This window comes from Kineococcus rhizosphaerae (genome assembly GCF_003002055.1).
Lineage (GTDB): Bacteria > Actinomycetota > Actinomycetes > Actinomycetales > Kineococcaceae > Kineococcus > Kineococcus rhizosphaerae.
Genome location: NZ_PVZF01000004.1, coordinates 152,754 through 168,019, shown reverse-complemented (window position 1 = coordinate 168,019; position 15,266 = coordinate 152,754). Strand labels below are relative to the sequence as shown.

17 protein-coding genes are annotated in these 15,266 nt (G+C 74.2%); 13 read left to right on the top strand and 4 right to left on the bottom strand.

The annotated features are described in order from the left end of the window. Window positions 1-13 precede the first annotated feature (13 nt). From hemB to CLV37_RS09940, 12 genes are all read left to right on the top strand, one after another. On the top strand, window positions 14-994 hold the full coding sequence (hemB, locus tag CLV37_RS09995; protein WP_106209786.1) for a porphobilinogen synthase: 981 nt from the start codon (window positions 14-16) through the stop codon (window positions 992-994). Window positions 995-999: 5 nt separating this feature from the next. After that, a complete protein-coding gene (locus CLV37_RS09990; RefSeq protein WP_106209784.1) occupies window positions 1,000-1,641 on the top strand; it encodes a class I SAM-dependent methyltransferase in 642 nt (213 codons plus the stop codon). Between the two features lie 115 nt (window positions 1,642-1,756). Next, window positions 1,757-2,173 carry a helix-turn-helix transcriptional regulator gene (locus CLV37_RS09985; RefSeq protein ID WP_106209782.1) on the top strand — a complete coding sequence of 139 codons (417 nt, stop codon included), beginning with the start codon at window positions 1,757-1,759 and terminating at the stop codon, window positions 2,171-2,173. A gap of 20 nt (window positions 2,174-2,193) precedes the next feature. Continuing rightward, entirely contained in the window at window positions 2,194-2,619 is a 426-nt protein-coding gene (locus CLV37_RS09980; protein WP_106209779.1) for a VOC family protein, read from the top strand. 272 nt (window positions 2,620-2,891) lie between these two features. Next, complete coding sequence (locus CLV37_RS09975) at window positions 2,892-3,461, top strand: hypothetical protein (protein ID WP_106209777.1); 570 nt, start codon at window positions 2,892-2,894, stop codon at window positions 3,459-3,461. Window positions 3,462-3,594: 133 nt separating this feature from the next. Continuing rightward, a complete protein-coding gene (gene hemL, locus CLV37_RS09970; RefSeq protein WP_106209774.1) occupies window positions 3,595-4,941 on the top strand; it encodes a glutamate-1-semialdehyde 2,1-aminomutase in 1,347 nt (448 codons plus the stop codon). Further along, the gene (locus CLV37_RS09965; RefSeq protein WP_106209772.1) at window positions 4,938-5,576 is read left to right on the top strand and encodes a histidine phosphatase family protein; all 639 of its coding nucleotides are present in this window, start codon (window positions 4,938-4,940) and stop codon (window positions 5,574-5,576) included. The genes hemL and CLV37_RS09965 overlap by 4 nt, the downstream gene beginning before the upstream one ends. Beyond that, a complete protein-coding gene (locus CLV37_RS09960; RefSeq protein WP_106209770.1) occupies window positions 5,576-6,154 on the top strand; it encodes a TlpA family protein disulfide reductase in 579 nt (192 codons plus the stop codon). Before CLV37_RS09965 ends, CLV37_RS09960 begins: the two co-directional genes overlap by 1 nt. Next, the gene (locus CLV37_RS09955) at window positions 6,151-6,894 is read left to right on the top strand and encodes a cytochrome c biogenesis CcdA family protein (protein ID WP_106209768.1); all 744 of its coding nucleotides are present in this window, start codon (window positions 6,151-6,153) and stop codon (window positions 6,892-6,894) included. The genes CLV37_RS09960 and CLV37_RS09955 overlap by 4 nt, the downstream gene beginning before the upstream one ends. Window positions 6,895-6,896: 2 nt before the next feature. Continuing rightward, entirely contained in the window at window positions 6,897-8,630 is a 1,734-nt protein-coding gene (gene resB / locus CLV37_RS09950) for a cytochrome c biogenesis protein ResB (RefSeq protein ID WP_106209766.1), read from the top strand. Continuing rightward, the gene (ccsB, locus tag CLV37_RS09945; RefSeq protein ID WP_106209763.1) at window positions 8,627-9,610 is read left to right on the top strand and encodes a c-type cytochrome biogenesis protein CcsB; all 984 of its coding nucleotides are present in this window, start codon (window positions 8,627-8,629) and stop codon (window positions 9,608-9,610) included. Before resB ends, ccsB begins: the two co-directional genes overlap by 4 nt. Before the next feature lie 2 nt (window positions 9,611-9,612). After that, window positions 9,613-9,891: a DUF4229 domain-containing protein gene (locus CLV37_RS09940; protein WP_106209761.1), complete on the top strand. Its 279-nt coding sequence runs from the start codon at window positions 9,613-9,615 to the stop codon at window positions 9,889-9,891. 6 nt (window positions 9,892-9,897) lie between these two features. On the opposite strand, the gene CLV37_RS09935 is transcribed toward CLV37_RS09940, so the two are convergent. The 4 genes from CLV37_RS09935 to menE are packed head-to-tail and all read right to left on the bottom strand — an operon-like array spanning window position 9,898 to window position 12,641. Continuing rightward, a complete protein-coding gene (locus tag CLV37_RS09935; RefSeq protein WP_106209759.1) occupies window positions 9,898-10,176 on the bottom strand; it encodes a hypothetical protein in 279 nt (92 codons plus the stop codon). A gap of 24 nt (window positions 10,177-10,200) precedes the next feature. Continuing rightward, entirely contained in the window at window positions 10,201-11,121 is a 921-nt protein-coding gene (locus tag CLV37_RS09930) for a 1,4-dihydroxy-2-naphthoate polyprenyltransferase (RefSeq protein WP_245885338.1), read from the bottom strand. Between the two features lie 44 nt (window positions 11,122-11,165). Further along, window positions 11,166-11,426 (bottom strand): PLD nuclease N-terminal domain-containing protein, encoded by a 261-nt coding sequence (locus tag CLV37_RS09925; RefSeq protein WP_106209756.1) that lies wholly within the window; start codon window positions 11,424-11,426, stop codon window positions 11,166-11,168. A 42-nt stretch (window positions 11,427-11,468) separates the two neighbouring features. Further along, a complete protein-coding gene (menE, locus tag CLV37_RS09920) occupies window positions 11,469-12,641 on the bottom strand; it encodes an o-succinylbenzoate--CoA ligase (protein WP_106209754.1) in 1,173 nt (390 codons plus the stop codon). A 169-nt stretch (window positions 12,642-12,810) separates the two neighbouring features. Here menE and CLV37_RS09915 point away from each other — a divergent pair, with 169 nt between their 5' ends. Continuing rightward, window positions 12,811-15,246: a putative bifunctional diguanylate cyclase/phosphodiesterase gene (locus CLV37_RS09915; protein ID WP_146149354.1), complete on the top strand. Its 2,436-nt coding sequence runs from the start codon at window positions 12,811-12,813 to the stop codon at window positions 15,244-15,246. Window positions 15,247-15,266 lie beyond the last annotated feature (20 nt).

The window sequence follows — 15,266 nt, the reverse complement described above, 5'->3', positions numbered from 1 at the left end:
GAGAGGTTCCCCCGTGGTGCAGTTGCCGATCCGCCCGCGCCGTCTGCGCGCCACCCCGGCCATGCGCCGGCTAGTGACGGACGTGCACCTGCACCCGGGTGACCTCGTCCTGCCGGTGTTCGTGCGGGAGGGCATCAGCGCCCCCCAGCCGATCCGGACCCTGCCCGGGGTCGTGCAGCACACCCGCGAGTCGCTGGTGGCCACGGCGAAGGAGGCCGTCGCGGCGGGCCTGGGCGGGATCATGCTCTTCGGGGTGCCCGAGGAGCTGGACGCGACGGGTTCGGGCGCCGACGACCCGGACGGGATCCTCAACGTCGCGCTGAAGGACGTCCGCGACGCCGTCGGCGACGAGATCGTCGTCATGGCCGACCTGTGCCTGGACGAGTTCACCGACCACGGCCACTGCGGGGTCCTGGACTCCCGCGGGCGGGTCGACAACGACGCCACCCTGGACCGGTACGCGTCGATGGCGCTGGCGCAGAGCACCGCCGGGGCCCACGTGCTCGGGCCGAGCGGGATGATGGACGGGCAGATCGCGTTCCTGCGCGAGGCGCTGGACTCCGGCGGTTTCGACGACGTGTCGCTGTTCGCCTACGCCGTGAAGTACGCCAGCGGTTTCTACGGCCCGTTCCGCGAGGCTGTGAACTCCCAGCTCAAGGGCGACCGCCGCACCTACCAGCAGGACCCCGCCGCGAACGTCGCCGAGGCGCTGCGCGAGGTGCGCCTCGACCTCGACGAGGGCGCGGACATGGTGATGGTCAAACCCGGGCTGCCCTACCTCGACGTCCTGCGCGCCGTCGCCGACGTCGCCGATGTCCCCGTCGCCAGCTACCAGGTGTCGGGGGAGTACGCGATGGTCGAGTTCGCGGCGCAGGCCGGGGCCGTGGACCGCGAACGGGTGGTGCTGGAGTCGCTGCTGGCGCTGCGGCGCGGCGGGGCGCAGATCGTCCTGAGCTACTGGGCGCTCGAGGCGGCGCGGGAGTGGCTGGGCTGAGGCCCATGACGGTGAACGGACCGGCGGACGCCGTCCGCGACTACTACGACGACTTCGCCGACCACTACGTCCCCGGCTGGCGCTCGATCCAGTACTACGGCCCGCTCGTCGCCGACTTCTTGCTGCGCGCGGTGACGCCGGAGTGCCGGGTCCTCGAGATCGGTTGCGGGCCGGGGCAGTTGACCCGCGACCTCGCCCCGGACGTCGCGGTGACGGGCACCGACGTGTCCCCGCAGATGCTCGCCGCGGCCCGCGCCGGGCGCCCGCAGGGCCGCTACGAGCTGCTCGACCTGCACGACCCGGTCCCGGCGGCCTGGGGGAGGTTCGACGTCGTCCTCGCCGTGGGGTGCCTGGAGTTCTGCCGGGACCTGACCGCGACGCTGGCGAACCTCGCCGCAGCGTGCGCGCCCGGGGCGCGGCTGCTCGTGGGGGCCGTCGAGGACCGGTCGGTGGGGACGGGCCGCCGGGAGTTCTCCGCCGACGGGCTGCCCGGGATCGACATGCACTGCTACGACGCGGGCGTGCAGCTCGCGGCGGTCACGGCGGCGGGGTTGTCGCCGTGGACCTACCGGTACGTGCCCGCGTGGCGGCACGAGGAGTACTCCTACGTCGTGCGGTACGGGTTGTGGGAGCTGCGCCGGGACTGAGGGGTTGCGGCACGTTGCCTCCCCGGTCCCGATGAAGGGGACCGGGGAGGCAACGTGCCGTTTCCCGCCCGGCCGAGGGTGGCGGTCGGGTCCGCCGCCGGGCCACACTCGGGACGTGCCTCTGTCGCGGGACGACATCGTGCGGTTGCGGCGGGTCCGGGACCGCATCGACCGCGACCACGCGCAGCCGCTGGACGTGGCGGTCCTGGCCCACCAGGCGCTCATGTCGCCGGGGCACTTCTCCCGCAGCTTCAAGGCCGCCTTCGACGTGACGCCGTACGACTACCTGATGACCCGCCGCGTCGAGCGGGCCAAGGCGCTGCTGCGGCGCGGGGACGTGTCGGTGACCGAGGCGTGCTTCGCGGTGGGGTGCTCGTCGCTGGGCTCGTTCAGCGCGCGGTTCACGCGGCTGGTGGGGGAGACGCCCAGCGCCTACCGGGCGCGCGACCACTCGGCGGCCGCGGGCATCCCGAGCTGCGTGCTCGCGCGCGCGGCCAGACCGCGCAGGATCGGAGAAGCGCAGCGGACGTGAGCGGTCCTAGCGTCGGGCCCATGGTGACCGTCTCGAACGTCCTGCTGACCGTCCACGACCACGACGAGGCCCTGGAGTTCTACCGCGACCTGCTCGGTTTCGCGGTGACCCAGGACGTCTCCTACGAGGGCATGCGCTGGGTCACGGTGACCCCGCCCGGCGCCGACGTGCACATCGTCCTGGAGACCCCGCAGTCGTGGCCGGACGCGTCCCCGGCCGACCGCGAGGCCGCCGCGGACCTGCTGGCCAAGGGCCTCATGTCGCGGCTGGTCTTCACCACCGACGACGTCGACGCCCTGCACGACAGGCTGTCCGCCGGCGGCGCGGAGATCACGTCGGAGCCGGTCGACCAGCAGTACGGCGTCCGCGACTTCGGCGTCCGCGACCCCTCCGGCAACCAGCTCCGCTTCAACCAGCCCCTGGCGGCCGCCGCCTCCCGGTCCTGACGCGCCCCGTCGCACGCAACGCACACGTCGGACCTCCCCGCCGGTCCGTCCGGGGCTCATCGCACACCTCGGGCCCTCGGAACCGGGTCGGGCGGGGTCCTTCGTGTGCGATGCGCGGGGCACGGGACAGCGGTGCGGGGCAGGGGCGCGAGAGCTGTGGACGGCGGGGGAGCGGGGCGCCGCGGGGTCCCCAGGTGCGGGGTGTGGCGTGTCGTCCACAGCGGCGACCGGACCGGCGCGGGGGAGCGGCCCGCGCGCCGCAGGGTGGCGGCATGACCCCGGACACGCTGCCCACCCGCCCCGCCCGGCCCCGCGAGACCCTCGAGCAGGTCTGGCGCCGGCTCCAGGACGAGGGGTCGGGCTGGACGCACGACCTCCTGGAGGTCGTGGAGCCCTACGTCCTGGACCGGCCCGCGCACCCCGGCGACATCGCCCGCTTCCGCGACCTGCCGTGGACCGCGGCGGCTCGGCTCCTGCAGCTGCTGCCGCGCGAGCGGCTGGCCGACAAGCAGAACGGCGCCCCCTCGCTCGGGTCGGTCCTCGTGGCGTCCGTGGGGCACCCGCGCGAGGTCGAGGTCCACGGCTACCTCGTGCCGCCCTCGCGCAGCGACGAGCGGATCACGGCGGAGGGGATCGTGGTCTACGACCACCCCGAGCTGGAGGAGTTCCGGATCGTGGACTCCGAGGAGCCGTGCGAGGTGACGGGCTGCGAGCACGTCGCGTTCTGGTCCTCGGTGCAGGCGTCCTTCGGGCTGGCCGACGCCGACCACGCCCCGCAGCTGATCGTGCCCCGGCAGTGCCGGCGCACGGGCCGGGCGGGGTGGTACCTGTGGTGGGACTGAGGACCCCGGCGCGCCGACCGGGCGGGTGGGCCGAACGGGTGGGACGTGAGGTCCGTCACGCCGGACCTCCGACACGCCGTCGTAGACGCCCCTGGGGCGGCCGCACCCCCCGGAGCTTGCGACACTGGAGCCCGTGACCCCGTCGACGTCCGTCCCGACGACCTCAGCCGCTCCCGCCTCCGCCGCCCTGTTCGAGCGGGCGGCGCAGGTGATCCCCGGTGGGGTGAACTCGCCCGTGCGCGCCTTCCGCGCCGTCGGCGGCACCCCCCGCTTCATCGCCTCGGCGCAGGGCCCGTACCTGCGCGACGTGGACGGCCGGGAGTACGTCGACCTGCTGTGCTCGTGGGGTCCGATGATCCTGGGGCACGCGCACCCCGACGTCCTGGAGGCCGTGCGGACGGCCGCGCTCGACGGCTTCTCCTTCGGCACCCCCACCGAGCGCGAGGTGCTGCTGGCCGAGGAGATCGTCGCGCGCGTCGAGCCGGTCGAGCAGGTGCGCCTGGTCAGCTCGGGCACCGAGGCGACCATGAGCGCCATCCGCCTGGCCCGCGGGTTCACGGGCCGTCCCGTCGTCGTGAAGTTCGCCGGGCACTACCACGGGCACGTCGACGCCCTGCTGGCCTCGGCCGGGTCGGGCCTGGCGACGTTCGCGCTGCCGGACACCCCCGGGGTGACGGGGACGGCCGCCGCCGACACGATCGTCATCCCGTACAACGACCCCGAGGCCCTGGCCGAGGTGTTCCGCGCCCACGGCGAGCGCATCGCGTGCGTCATCACCGAGGCCGCCGCCGGGAACATGGGTGTCGTGCGGCCGCAGCCCGGCTTCACCGCCGAGCTGCGCCGGACCACCCGCGAGCACGGCGCCCTGCTGGTCTCCGACGAGGTCATGACGGGCTTCCGCGTCAGCGCGGCCGGCTGGTACGGCTACGAGGGCCTGGGCCCCGAGCACGCCCCGGACCTGCTGACGTTCGGCAAGGTCATGGGCGGCGGCTTCCCGGCCGCGGCCTTCGGGGGCCGCGCCGACGTCATGGCGCACCTGGCCCCGGCCGGTCCCGTCTACCAGGCGGGCACGCTGTCGGGGAACCCGATCGCGACGGCCGCCGGACTGGCGACGCTGCGCGGCACGACGCCCGAGGTGTACGCGGCGGTCGAGCGCAACGCGGCCACCGTGCGCGACGCCGCGAGCGCCGCGCTCAGCGAGGCCGGGGTCCCGCACCTGGTGAACACGGCGGGGTCGATGTTCAGCGTCTTCTTCACCGGCCTGGACGCCGTCACGAACTACGACGAGGCCCGCCGGCAGGACCTCGGCGCGTTCCGGGCGTTCTTCCACGCGATGCTCGACGCCGGCGTCCACCTGCCGCCGAGCGCGTTCGAGGCGTGGTTCCTGTCCGCCAGCCACGACGAGACCGCGATCGGGCGGATCCTCGAGGCGCTGCCGGGCGCGGCGCGGGCCGCTGCGGAAGGGAGTGGTTCGCTGTGAGCCGCACCACGGTCCACCTCGTCCGCCACGGCGAGGTCTTCAACCCCGAGCGCGTCCTGTACGGCCGGCTGCTGCACTTCCGGCTGTCCGAGCGCGGGCGGGCCATGGCCGAGCGGCTCGGGGAGTTCTTCGCCGACCGCGACGTGGCCTCGGTCACGGCCTCGCCGCTGCAGCGCGCCCAGGAGACCGCGACGCCCGTGGCCCGCGTCCACGACCTGCCGCTGGGCACCGACGCGCGGCTCATCGAGGCCGCGAACAGCTTCGAGGGCCACAAGGTCACCGAGGGGGCGGGCTCGATCCGCGACCCCCGCGTGTGGCCGCGGCTGTGGAACCCGTTCCAGCCCAGCTGGGGCGAGCCGTACGAGCAGCAGGTGGCCCGGATGAGCGCCGTCGTGCGCGACGTGCGCGACGCCTTCCCGGGCCGGGAGTCGGTGCTCGTCAGCCACCAGCTGCCGGTGTGGGTGACGCGGCTGCGCGCCGAGCACCGCCCGCTCGTGCACGACCCCCGCAAGCGGCAGTGCGCCCTGGCGTCGGTGACCTCGCTGGAGTTCTCCGGCCGCACCCTCGTCTCGGTCGCCTACACCGAACCCGCCGCCGACCTGCTCGTCGGCGCCGACCCGGTCCCGGGCGCCTGATGGCACCGACCCGCCGGGCCTTCGGCCTCGCCGCCCTGTCGTCGCTCGTCGTCGCGGGCTGCTCCAGCGGCGACGGCCTGCCGAAGTCCCAGGGCCAGAACTACATCGAGGGCGACGGCACGACGGCGCGGTGGGCGGCCGCCGAGCGCAAGGACCCCGTCGAGTTCACCGGCACCCTGGTCGACGGGACGAAGGTCGACGTGTCGCAGTACCGCGGCCAGGTCGTCGTGCTCAACACCTGGTTCGCCGGGTGCGCCCCGTGCCGCACCGAGGCGCCCGACGTGGAGTCGGTGTGGAAGCAGTACCAGGGCCGGAACGTGCAGTTCCTCGGCATCAACACCTACGACACGGCCGCCGTCGCGCGGGCGTTCCAGGACAAGTTCGGGATCACCTACCCCTCGATCCTGGACGCGGACTCCGGTGCGGCCATGCTCGCGCTGCGCACGTACTCCCCGCAGGCCACGCCGACCACGCTCGTCCTGGACACCGAGGGCCGGGTCGCGGCGCGCGCCTCGGGGATCGTCCGGCCGCTGACGCTGTCCGGGATGCTCGACGACGCGGGGGCGGCGCCCGCATGACCCTCCCCGACTACGTCCAGCACGGGCCGCTGCTCCTGGCGGTCCCGCTCGCCGCGCTCGCCGGGCTCGTGTCCTTCCTGTCCCCGTGCGTGCTGCCGCTGGTCCCGGGGTTCCTGGCGTACGTGACGGGGTTGTCGGGCGGGAACCTGGAGCAGCAGCGGCGGGGGCGGATGTTCCTCGGGGCCCTGCTGTTCGTGCTGGGGTTCTCGGTCGTCTTCGTGCTGATCAGCTTCACGGCCGGGGCGGTGGGCGACGTGCTGAAGCAGTACCAGCACGGGCTCCAGCGCCTCCTCGGCGTGGTGGTGCTGGCCGGCGGGCTGCTCCTGCTGTTCTCACCCCTGTGGGCCCAGCGCGAGCTGAAGGTCCGGTGGCGCCCGCGGGCGGGCCTCCTGGGGGCACCGGTGCTCGGCTTCCTCTTCGGCCTGGGGTGGACCCCGTGCATCGGGCCGATCTTCGCGGCGATCTCCGCGATGGCGTTCACCACGGGCAGCGGTTCGCGCGCCACGGGCCTCGGCCTCGTCTACTGCCTCGGGCTGGGCATCCCCTTCGTCCTCGTGGCGGTGGCCTACGGGCGGGGCATGCGCGTCCTCGGGGCGCTGCGCCGGCACCGCGTCGCCCTGGACCGCTTCGGCGCGGTCCTCCTCATCGTCATCGGGCTGCTCCTGGTCACGGGGCAGTTCCAGTCCCTGGTGAGCTGGATGCAGGCCCACCTCGTCTCCAACTTCCAGCCGGTGATCTGAGCATGGCCCGAACCGACGAGACCCACCTCGACGACCTGCGCGACGCCTACCGCGACAGCGCCGAGCCCGCCGCACCCAGGCCCCGGCGCGAACTGGCCTCGGAGATGGCGCCGCGCGAGTTCGTGCGGTACTGCTGGCGGCAGCTGACGAGCATGCGCACGGCGCTGTTCCTGCTGATGCTGCTGGCCGTCGCGGCCGTGCCGGGCTCGACGTTCCCACAGGAGAACAACGACCCCGCGGGCGTCGCGGCCTGGATGGCCGACCACCCGAGCGCCGGGCCGTGGGTGGAGCGGCTGCAGGGGTTCCACGTGTACTCCTCGGTCTGGTTCTCGGCGGTCTACCTGCTGCTGTTCATCTCCCTCATCGGCTGCGTGACCCCGCGCGTCGGCGTGCACTGGCGCTCGCTGCGCGCGAAGCCGCCGCGCACCCCGGCCCGGCTGGGCAAGCTGCCCGAGCACCGCAGCGCCGAGGTGGGGGCCGCACCCCAGGAGGTGCTGGAGGCCGCCCGCGCGGTCCTGGCCCGGCGCCGGTTCCGGGCCGAGCTGCGCGAGGGCTCGGTGGCGGCCGAGAAGGGCCACCACCGCGAGACGGGCAACCTGCTGTTCCACCTCTCGCTCGTGGGGCTGCTCGTCGCCATCGCGTCCAGCTCGCTGTTCTCCTACTCGGGCCAGCGGCTGGTGACGACCGGCGGCACGATGGTCGGCACCACGATGGACAGCTTCTCCGGCGGCACCTGGACGACCGCCGACGACGTCCCGCCGTTCACCCTGCGGCTGGACTCGATGGACGTCTCGTTCGAGGCGCAGCAGACCGCGCAGATCGGCCAACCGCGCACCTTCGCCGCCAACGTCACGCTCACCGACGCCCCGGGGGGGCGGGCGCAGCGGGAGACCATCCGCGTCAACCACCCGGCCAAGGTCGGCCACACGCAGATCTCGCTGTCCGGGAACGGCTACGCGCCCGTCATCGTGGTGCGCGACGGGCAGGGCGACGTCGTGCAGGACGGGGCGACGCCGTTCCTGCCGCAGACGGCGAACTACGACTCCACCGGGGTCGTGAAGGTCCCGGACGCGGTCGACGCGGACGGTCGCCCCGTGCAGCTCGGCATCCAGGGCGTCTTCCTGCCGACGGCCTCGCAGAACGCCGACGGCTCGCCCGTCTCGTCGTTCCCGGGTGCCGCCAACCCCGTGCTCGTGGCCAAGGTCTGGACCGGCGACCTCGGGCTCGACGAGGGCGTGGCCCAGAACGTCTACACGCTCGACACGACGCGGATGAGCGAGGTCACCGGCGCCGACGGCCAGCCCGTGGCCCTGACCATGAAACCCGGTGACGTCGTGACCCTGCCGAACGGCCTGGGCACCGTCGAGTTCACGGGCGTCGAGCGGTTCGCCAGCTTCGACGTCCGCTCCACCCCCGGCCAGAGCGCGGCGCTCGTCTTCGCCCTGCTCGCCGCCCTGGGCCTGGTCCTGTCGCTGTTCCTGCCCCGCCGCCGCGTCTGGGTGAAGGCGACCGCCTCGGGCACCGGCGCGGGCTCGGCGGTCGAGGTCGCGGGGCTGGCCCGCGGCAACGACGCGGGTCTGGCCGAGGAGGTCGACGCCGTCCTGCGCCGGCTGCGGGAGGCGCTGGGCGAACCGCCCGGCGGTCCCGACGCCCCGCAGGAGCCGGACGGTTCGCCAGCAGTCCCTGCCGTGGGAGACCATGGAGCACCCGCGCACGTTCCCGAGGAGAGTCCGTGACCGTCGACGAGAACATCGCCAGGATCAGCAACGTCCTGCTGTACGGCGGCATGACCGCCTACCTGTTCTCCTTCATCGCCTACGCCGCCGACCTCGCCGAGGGCGGCAAGGAGATCAGGTCCCGCGAGGCGCGCCGCGCCCAGGCCTCCGCCGGGGGCGGCACGACGACCCTGGAGAAGCCCGCCGTGGGCCGCCGCCGTCGTGCGGCCGCCATCGGCACCTCGCTGTTCGTGCTGGCCACCGCCCTGCACGTCGGCTCGGTCGTCACCCGCGGGCTCTCGGTGCACCGCGTGCCGTGGGGCAACATGTTCGAGTTCGCCCTGACCGGCACGTGCGTCGTGGCCGTCGGGTACCTCGTCGCGGTCCTGCGGGCGCACCGCGCCGGCCTGGGCGGGGGGCGCGACGCCCGCTACCTGGGCACGTTCGTCACCGGCCCGATCCTGGTGACCCTCGGCATCGCGCTCGTGAAGTTCTACGTCGTCGCCGCCCAGCTCGTCCCGGCCCTGGACAGCTACTGGCTGGTCATCCACGTCTTCGTCGCGATCCTGGCGACGGCGCTGTCGACGTTGGGCTTCTCGGCGACGGTCCTGCAGCTCGTCCAGGAGAAGCGCGACCGCGTGAAGGCCGCCGGTGCCCGCGCCGGGGGCGTGTTCATGGACGCGCTGCCCGGGTCCGTGGAGCTGGAGCGCACCGCGTTCCGCCTCAACGCCGTGGCGTTCGTCATGTGGACGTTCACCCTCATCGCCGGGGCCGTCTGGGCCCAGGTGGCCTGGAACCGCTACTGGAACTGGGACTCCAAGGAGGTCTGGACGTTCGTCATCTGGGTCGTCTACGCCGCCTACCTGCACGCGCGCGCCACCCGCGGCTGGGACGGCCGGCGCGCCGCGTGGCTGTCGGTCCTCGGGTTCGCCTGCATGCTCTTCAACTACCTGGTCGTGAACATCTTCTTCCCCGGCCTGCACTCCTACGCGGGGGTCTGACGATGGGTGTCACGTTCCGGTACACCGCGATGCGGCTGGGGATCTTCGTCCTGGTCCTCATCGGCGTCAACGCCCTCGGCGCCAAGGGCTGGCTGGGCCTGGCCATCGCCGCCGTCGTCTCGGTCCTGCTGTCGGTCGTGCTGCTGCGCAAGCAGCGCGAGCAGATGGCGGCCGCGCTGCAGCAGCGCATCGACGGGCGCATAGAGGCCCGCCAGAACGGCACGGCGAAGAGGTCGCGGTTCTCCCGCGCTCTCGACGAGGACAACGCCGCCGAGGACTGAGCCCGGTCAGCGCAGGGGGACGCTCGGCAGCAGCTCGGGGCGTTCGCGGTCGAGCTGACGCAGGTCGACGACGGGCGGCACGGGGTTCCCGGAGTTCTCCGACGCCTCCAGCAGGACCTCCAGGACCCGGCGCACGAGGAACGGCTCCTCGGCCTCGGTGGCGCGCACCCGCTCCAGCAGCTCGGAGTCGCTGGTGACGACGTGCTCGGAGCGGGCACCGTCGGCCGTCACCAGCGCTGCGCGGTAGCGGTGCTCGCCGTCCGCGACCACGTCGATCTCACCCATGCGCGAACTGTCCCGCGCCGCCGCTCACAGCGCCAGTCCGAGCGCGAGCAGGGCCCCGGTGAGCAGTTCCAGCAGGCCGGTGTCCTTGAGGACTCCGATCAGGTCGCGGCCCGTCGCACCGCCCAGCACGGTCCGCAGCGGCCGCTGCGCGAGCACGAGGGCCAGCAGGACGAGCAGCGCGAACGGGTGCCGCGGCACCGTCGTCAGCGCCGCCACGAACGCGCCGACGACGAGGGCCGCGTAGAGGGTGCGGGTGCGCCGCTCCCCGAGCCGCACCGCGAGGGTGCGCTTGCCGACCTGCGCGTCGGTGGGGACGTCGCGCAGGTTGTTCGCCACGAGGATCGCACAGGCCAGGAACCCGACGCAGAACGCGCCCGCGACGGCGGACCCGCCGATGCGGCCCGCCTGCACGAACGTCGTGCCCATGACCGCGACGAGCCCGAAGAAGACGAAGACGAAGACCTCGCCCAGACCCGAGTACCCGTAGGGGCGCCTGCCGCCGGTGTAGTACCAGGCGGCCGCCACGCTCGCCGCCCCGACGGCCAGCAGCCACCACGCGCCGGACAGCGCGACGACGGCGAGCCCGGCCAGGGCCGCGACGGCGAAGCAGGCGAAGGCGGCGTCGCGCACGTGCCGCGGTTCGGCGGCGCCGGAGCCGACGAGGCGGAACGGGCCGACGCGGTCGTCGTCGGTGCCGCGGATGCCGTCGGAGTAGTCGTTGGCGTAGTTCACGCCGACCTGCAGGGCGAGGGACACGACGAGCGCGAGGACCGCGGGGACCCACGCGACGCCGCCGATCGCCGCCGCGGCTCCGGTCCCGACGAGCACGGGGGTGACGGCCGCGGGCAGCGTGCGGGGGCGGGCCGCGGCGACCCACTGCTTCGGGGTGGCCCGGCGGTGCGTCACCGGGGCGGAGGGCAGGGGCAGGTCAGCGGGGTCGGACACGAGGGTCGATCCTCCCAAGCTCTCCTGCGCGCCGCGTCACGGGGTCACAGTCCTCGCAGGAACTCCTCGTCGTCGTCCGGGCCGCGGGGGGCCTGGCGCGGGCGACGGGGGCCGGGTCCGTACCCCTCGACGGGGCGGCCGGCCAGGACGTAGGCGATGCCACCGGCGAGGGGGAAGAAGAGGACGAGCAGGATCCAGGCCCACCTCGGCAGGTTGCGCACCGACCCCTCGGGGGCCTGCACCAGGCTGACCAGGCACCACACCGTGAGGGCCAGGACCAGCAGCGTCGGCAGGATTCTGACCATGCCCCAGTCTGTCACCGGAGGGGCGCACGCCCCACCGCGGGCTCAGCCCGGGGCCCGGCCCAGGGCCAGTTCGCGCAACCGCGTGCGGTCGGGTTTGCCGGGGCCGCGCAGCGGCAGGGCGTCCAGCAGCAGCAGCTGGCGCGGGGCGGCGTGGCGGGCCACGGCGGTCCCGACGCGCTCGCGGACCTCCTGCAGGGTGGGCGGGGTCCCGGCGGGCACCACGCAGGCGACGAGGCGCTGGCCCCACTCGGGGTCGGGGACGCCGACGACGACGACCTCGCCGACGCCCGGGGTGCCCGCCAGGGCGTCCTCGACGAGGGCGGGGGCGACCTTCAGGCCGCCGGTGGTGACGAGGTCGTCGACGCGACCGAGGACGCGGACGCGGCCGCCGGTCAGGACGGCGGTGTCGTCGGTGCGGAACCGCCCGTCCGCGAAGGCGGGGTGGCCGGGCATCCCGCGGTAGCCGCGGGCCACGACGGGGCCGGCGAGGACGAGGCGGCCGTCGGCGTCCAGGTCCGCCTCGACGCCGTCGAGGGGCACGCCGTCGTAGACGCAGCCCCCGCAGGTCTCGCTGGAGCCGTAGGTGGTCACGACGCGCACGCCCGCGGCGCGGGCGCGCTCGAGCAGGGGGGCGGGGGTGGCGGCCGAGCCGACGAGGACGGCCGCGAACCGGCGCAGGGCCTGCAGCGCGGCGGGGCCGGCGTCGAGCAGCCGGACGAGCTGGGTGGGCACGAGGGAGGTCAGGAGCTGCGCGCCGGTGGTCCGCTCCAGCGCGGCGACGAAGGCGTCGGCGCCGAAGGGCCCGGCGGGCAGGACGACGGGTTCGGTCCCGGCCCGCACCGAGCGCAGCAGCACCTGCAGTCCGGCGACGTGGTGGGCGGGCAGGGCCAGGACCCACTGCTGGGCGCCGGGGCCGGGGGCCAGCCGGGCGGCGGTCGCGGCGGCCGAGGCGCGCAGCGCGCCCGCGGGCAGCAGCGCGCCCTTGGGGGTGCCGGTGGAGCCGGAGGTGGCGACGACGACGGCGGTGGGGTCGTCGGGGTCGTCCTCGGCCGGGGTCAGGGCGGTGCCCGGGGCCAGCGTGGCCGGGGGCGCGTCCCGGTCGGCGTGGGGCAGCAGGGCGTGGGGCAGGTCGCCGTCCAGCGCGCGGGCCAGGGTGGGCAGCAGGCCCAGGACGGCGTCGCCGGCGGGCACGGCCAGGGGGAGCAGGGGGCGCACGGGGGCAGGGTAGGTCAGGCGGTTGAATGTTCTAGAATCAACGGTCAGTTGTTCTATCTCGCTGTGAGTGAGACCTTGCAGGTCAGTGCGGCTCCGGGTTGCTCCGATCGGGTAGAGGCAGTTCGCTGATCTTCGATCGAGCGTGACCGCACGGTTTCTCAGTGTCAGGATGAGCCACGTTCTGGCGACGTCGGGGGAGGTGGCGATGAGCGGAGCCGTGCGGGAGCGCCGGCCGGTGGCGAGCGTCGTGTACGACGGGGTCGTCACCGTCGCCGCCCTCGCGACCGTCGTGGTGTCCGCCGTGCTCTTCGCACGCACCGGCCAGCCGGGGCAGTGGCGCGACCTCGCGCTCTGCCTCGTCCTCGGCTTCCCGCTCATGCAGCTGCTGACGCGGTTCCCGTTCCAGATCAACACCAAGCACGCGGGCATCGAGGTCCAGTTCGACGTCGGCGTCCTGATCTTCCTGCTCTGCTTCAAGCGCCCCGAGGTCGCCGCCCTCGCGTGGTGCCTGTGCGTGGTCCCCACCAACCTGCTGCAGCGCAAGAGCTGGGTGAGCCGCGTCTACAACGCGAGCATCGGGGTGCTCTTCCTGCCGATCGCGATCGCGGTCCTGACGGTCCTGGGGACACCCGGGCCCAACGCGCAAGAGGACTGGCGCGCCATCCCGCTGGACATGGACGCGCGCGAACTCCTCGCCGTCGCCGCCGCCGTCGCCGCGGTCTTCGTCGTCGACGTGGCCGTCTCGGCCGTGTCGGTGGCCGTGCAGGAACGCACCTCCATCAAGGCCGAGCTGCTGCACACCGGCGCGTGGCTCGCGATGGGGACCAGCGTCGCCGTCGGCGGGCTCGGCTACCTCGGGGGCCTCGTCTACTACAAGGTCACGCCGTGGGCGGCGCTGCTGCTCGTCATCCCGATGGTCGTGACGATGGTCGCCACGCGCGCCATGCGCCAGACCCGCGACGTGGCCCGGCGCAGCGAGGCCCTGTTCGAGGCGGCCACCGCGCTGCACACCCAGGGCCGGCGCGCCGACCTGGCCCGCGCGCTGCAGAAGCACGCGCGGATGGTGGCGGGGACCCCCGCCGCGATGGTCCGCTCCGTGGGGCCGGGCGAGGGCGAGATCGGCGTGCCGGTCGTGGCCGGTGACGGCGTCGTCCTGCACATCACCGCCCCGCGGCGCCGCGACCCCGCCCAGCGGGCCTCGGACGAGAAGGCCCTGGAGGCGCTGGCCTCGGTGGGCGAGGCCGCGTTCTTCCGCGTCAGCGCCAGCGAGGAGATGCACGGCCTGGCCCGCCGCGACGTCGTGACGGGCCTGCCGAACCGCCTGCAGTTCTCCGAGCGGCTCGCCGCCGAGCTGGAGCGGGCCCGCGAGGCGGGCCGGCTCGACCGGCTCGTCGTCCTCTACCTCGACCTCGACGGCTTCAAGGGCGTCAACGACCGGTTCGGGCACGAGGCCGGTGACGAACTGCTGCGCCTGGTCGGGTCGCGGTTGCGCGACACCCTGCGCGGGGGCAGCACCGTGGCCCGCCTGGGCGGCGACGAGTTCGCGGTGCTGCTGCCGGAGTGCCTGGACGTCGAGGGGCTGTGCCGCCGGGTCCTGGTGGCCCTGCGGGTCGAGGTCCGCATGCGCGGTCACGTGCTGCGCGTGCAGGGGTCCATCGGGTTGTCCCGCGCCCGCCCCGGCGACGACGTGGGGACGCTGCTGCGCAACGCCGACACCGCGATGTACCGCGCCAAGGCCACGGGCAAGAACCGCTGGGTCGAGTTCCGCCCCGAGCTGCTGGAGGAGGAGATCGCCCGGCTGCAGGTCATCGAGGACCTCCAGCAGGCGCCCGCCGAGGCGTTCGTCGTGCACTACCAGCCGATCGTGGACCTGCAGTCGGCCGAACCGGGGGCCGTGGGCGCACCCATCGTGGGCCTGGAGGCGCTGGTCCGCTGGCGCCGCGACCGCGGCGGTGCCGTCGAACCCCTCGTCGGTCCCGACGAGTTCATCGGCCTGGCCGAGCGCTCGGGGACCGTCATCGGCATCGGGGACTCCGTGCTGCGCCAGGTCGCGCGCGACGCCTCGCAGATCCAGGAGCACGCGGGACGCCGGCTGGACCTGATGGTCAACGTCTCGCCCGTGCAGCTGCGCCACCCCGACTTCACCGAGCGGGTCGCGGCCGCGGTGCGCCAGACCGCCGCCAGCGGCTGCCGGCTGCACCTGGAGATGACCGAGTCGGTGATGATCGACGACGACACCGTCGACCGCCTGCGCGACCTGGCCGAGACGGGCGCGCAGCTGACCATCGACGACTTCGGGACGGGGTTCTCCTCGCTGGGGTACCTGCGGCACCGGCCGTTCTCGTCGTTCAAGATCGACCGCAGCTTCGTGCGGGACATCGCGACCGAACCCACGGCCCGCGCCCTGGTCGAGGGCATGGTCAAGATGGGGCAGGCCCTGGGCCTGACGATCGTCGCCGAAGGCGTCGAGCACGTCGAGCAGGCCCGGATCCTGCGGGAGATGGGCTGCCAGCTCGCCCAGGGGCACCTGTACTGCCGGCCGCTGGCCGTCGACGAGATCGCCGACGTCCTCGACGCCCCCGTCACCCCGCAGCTCAGCGCCTGACCCCCTGGCGCTCCGGCGGC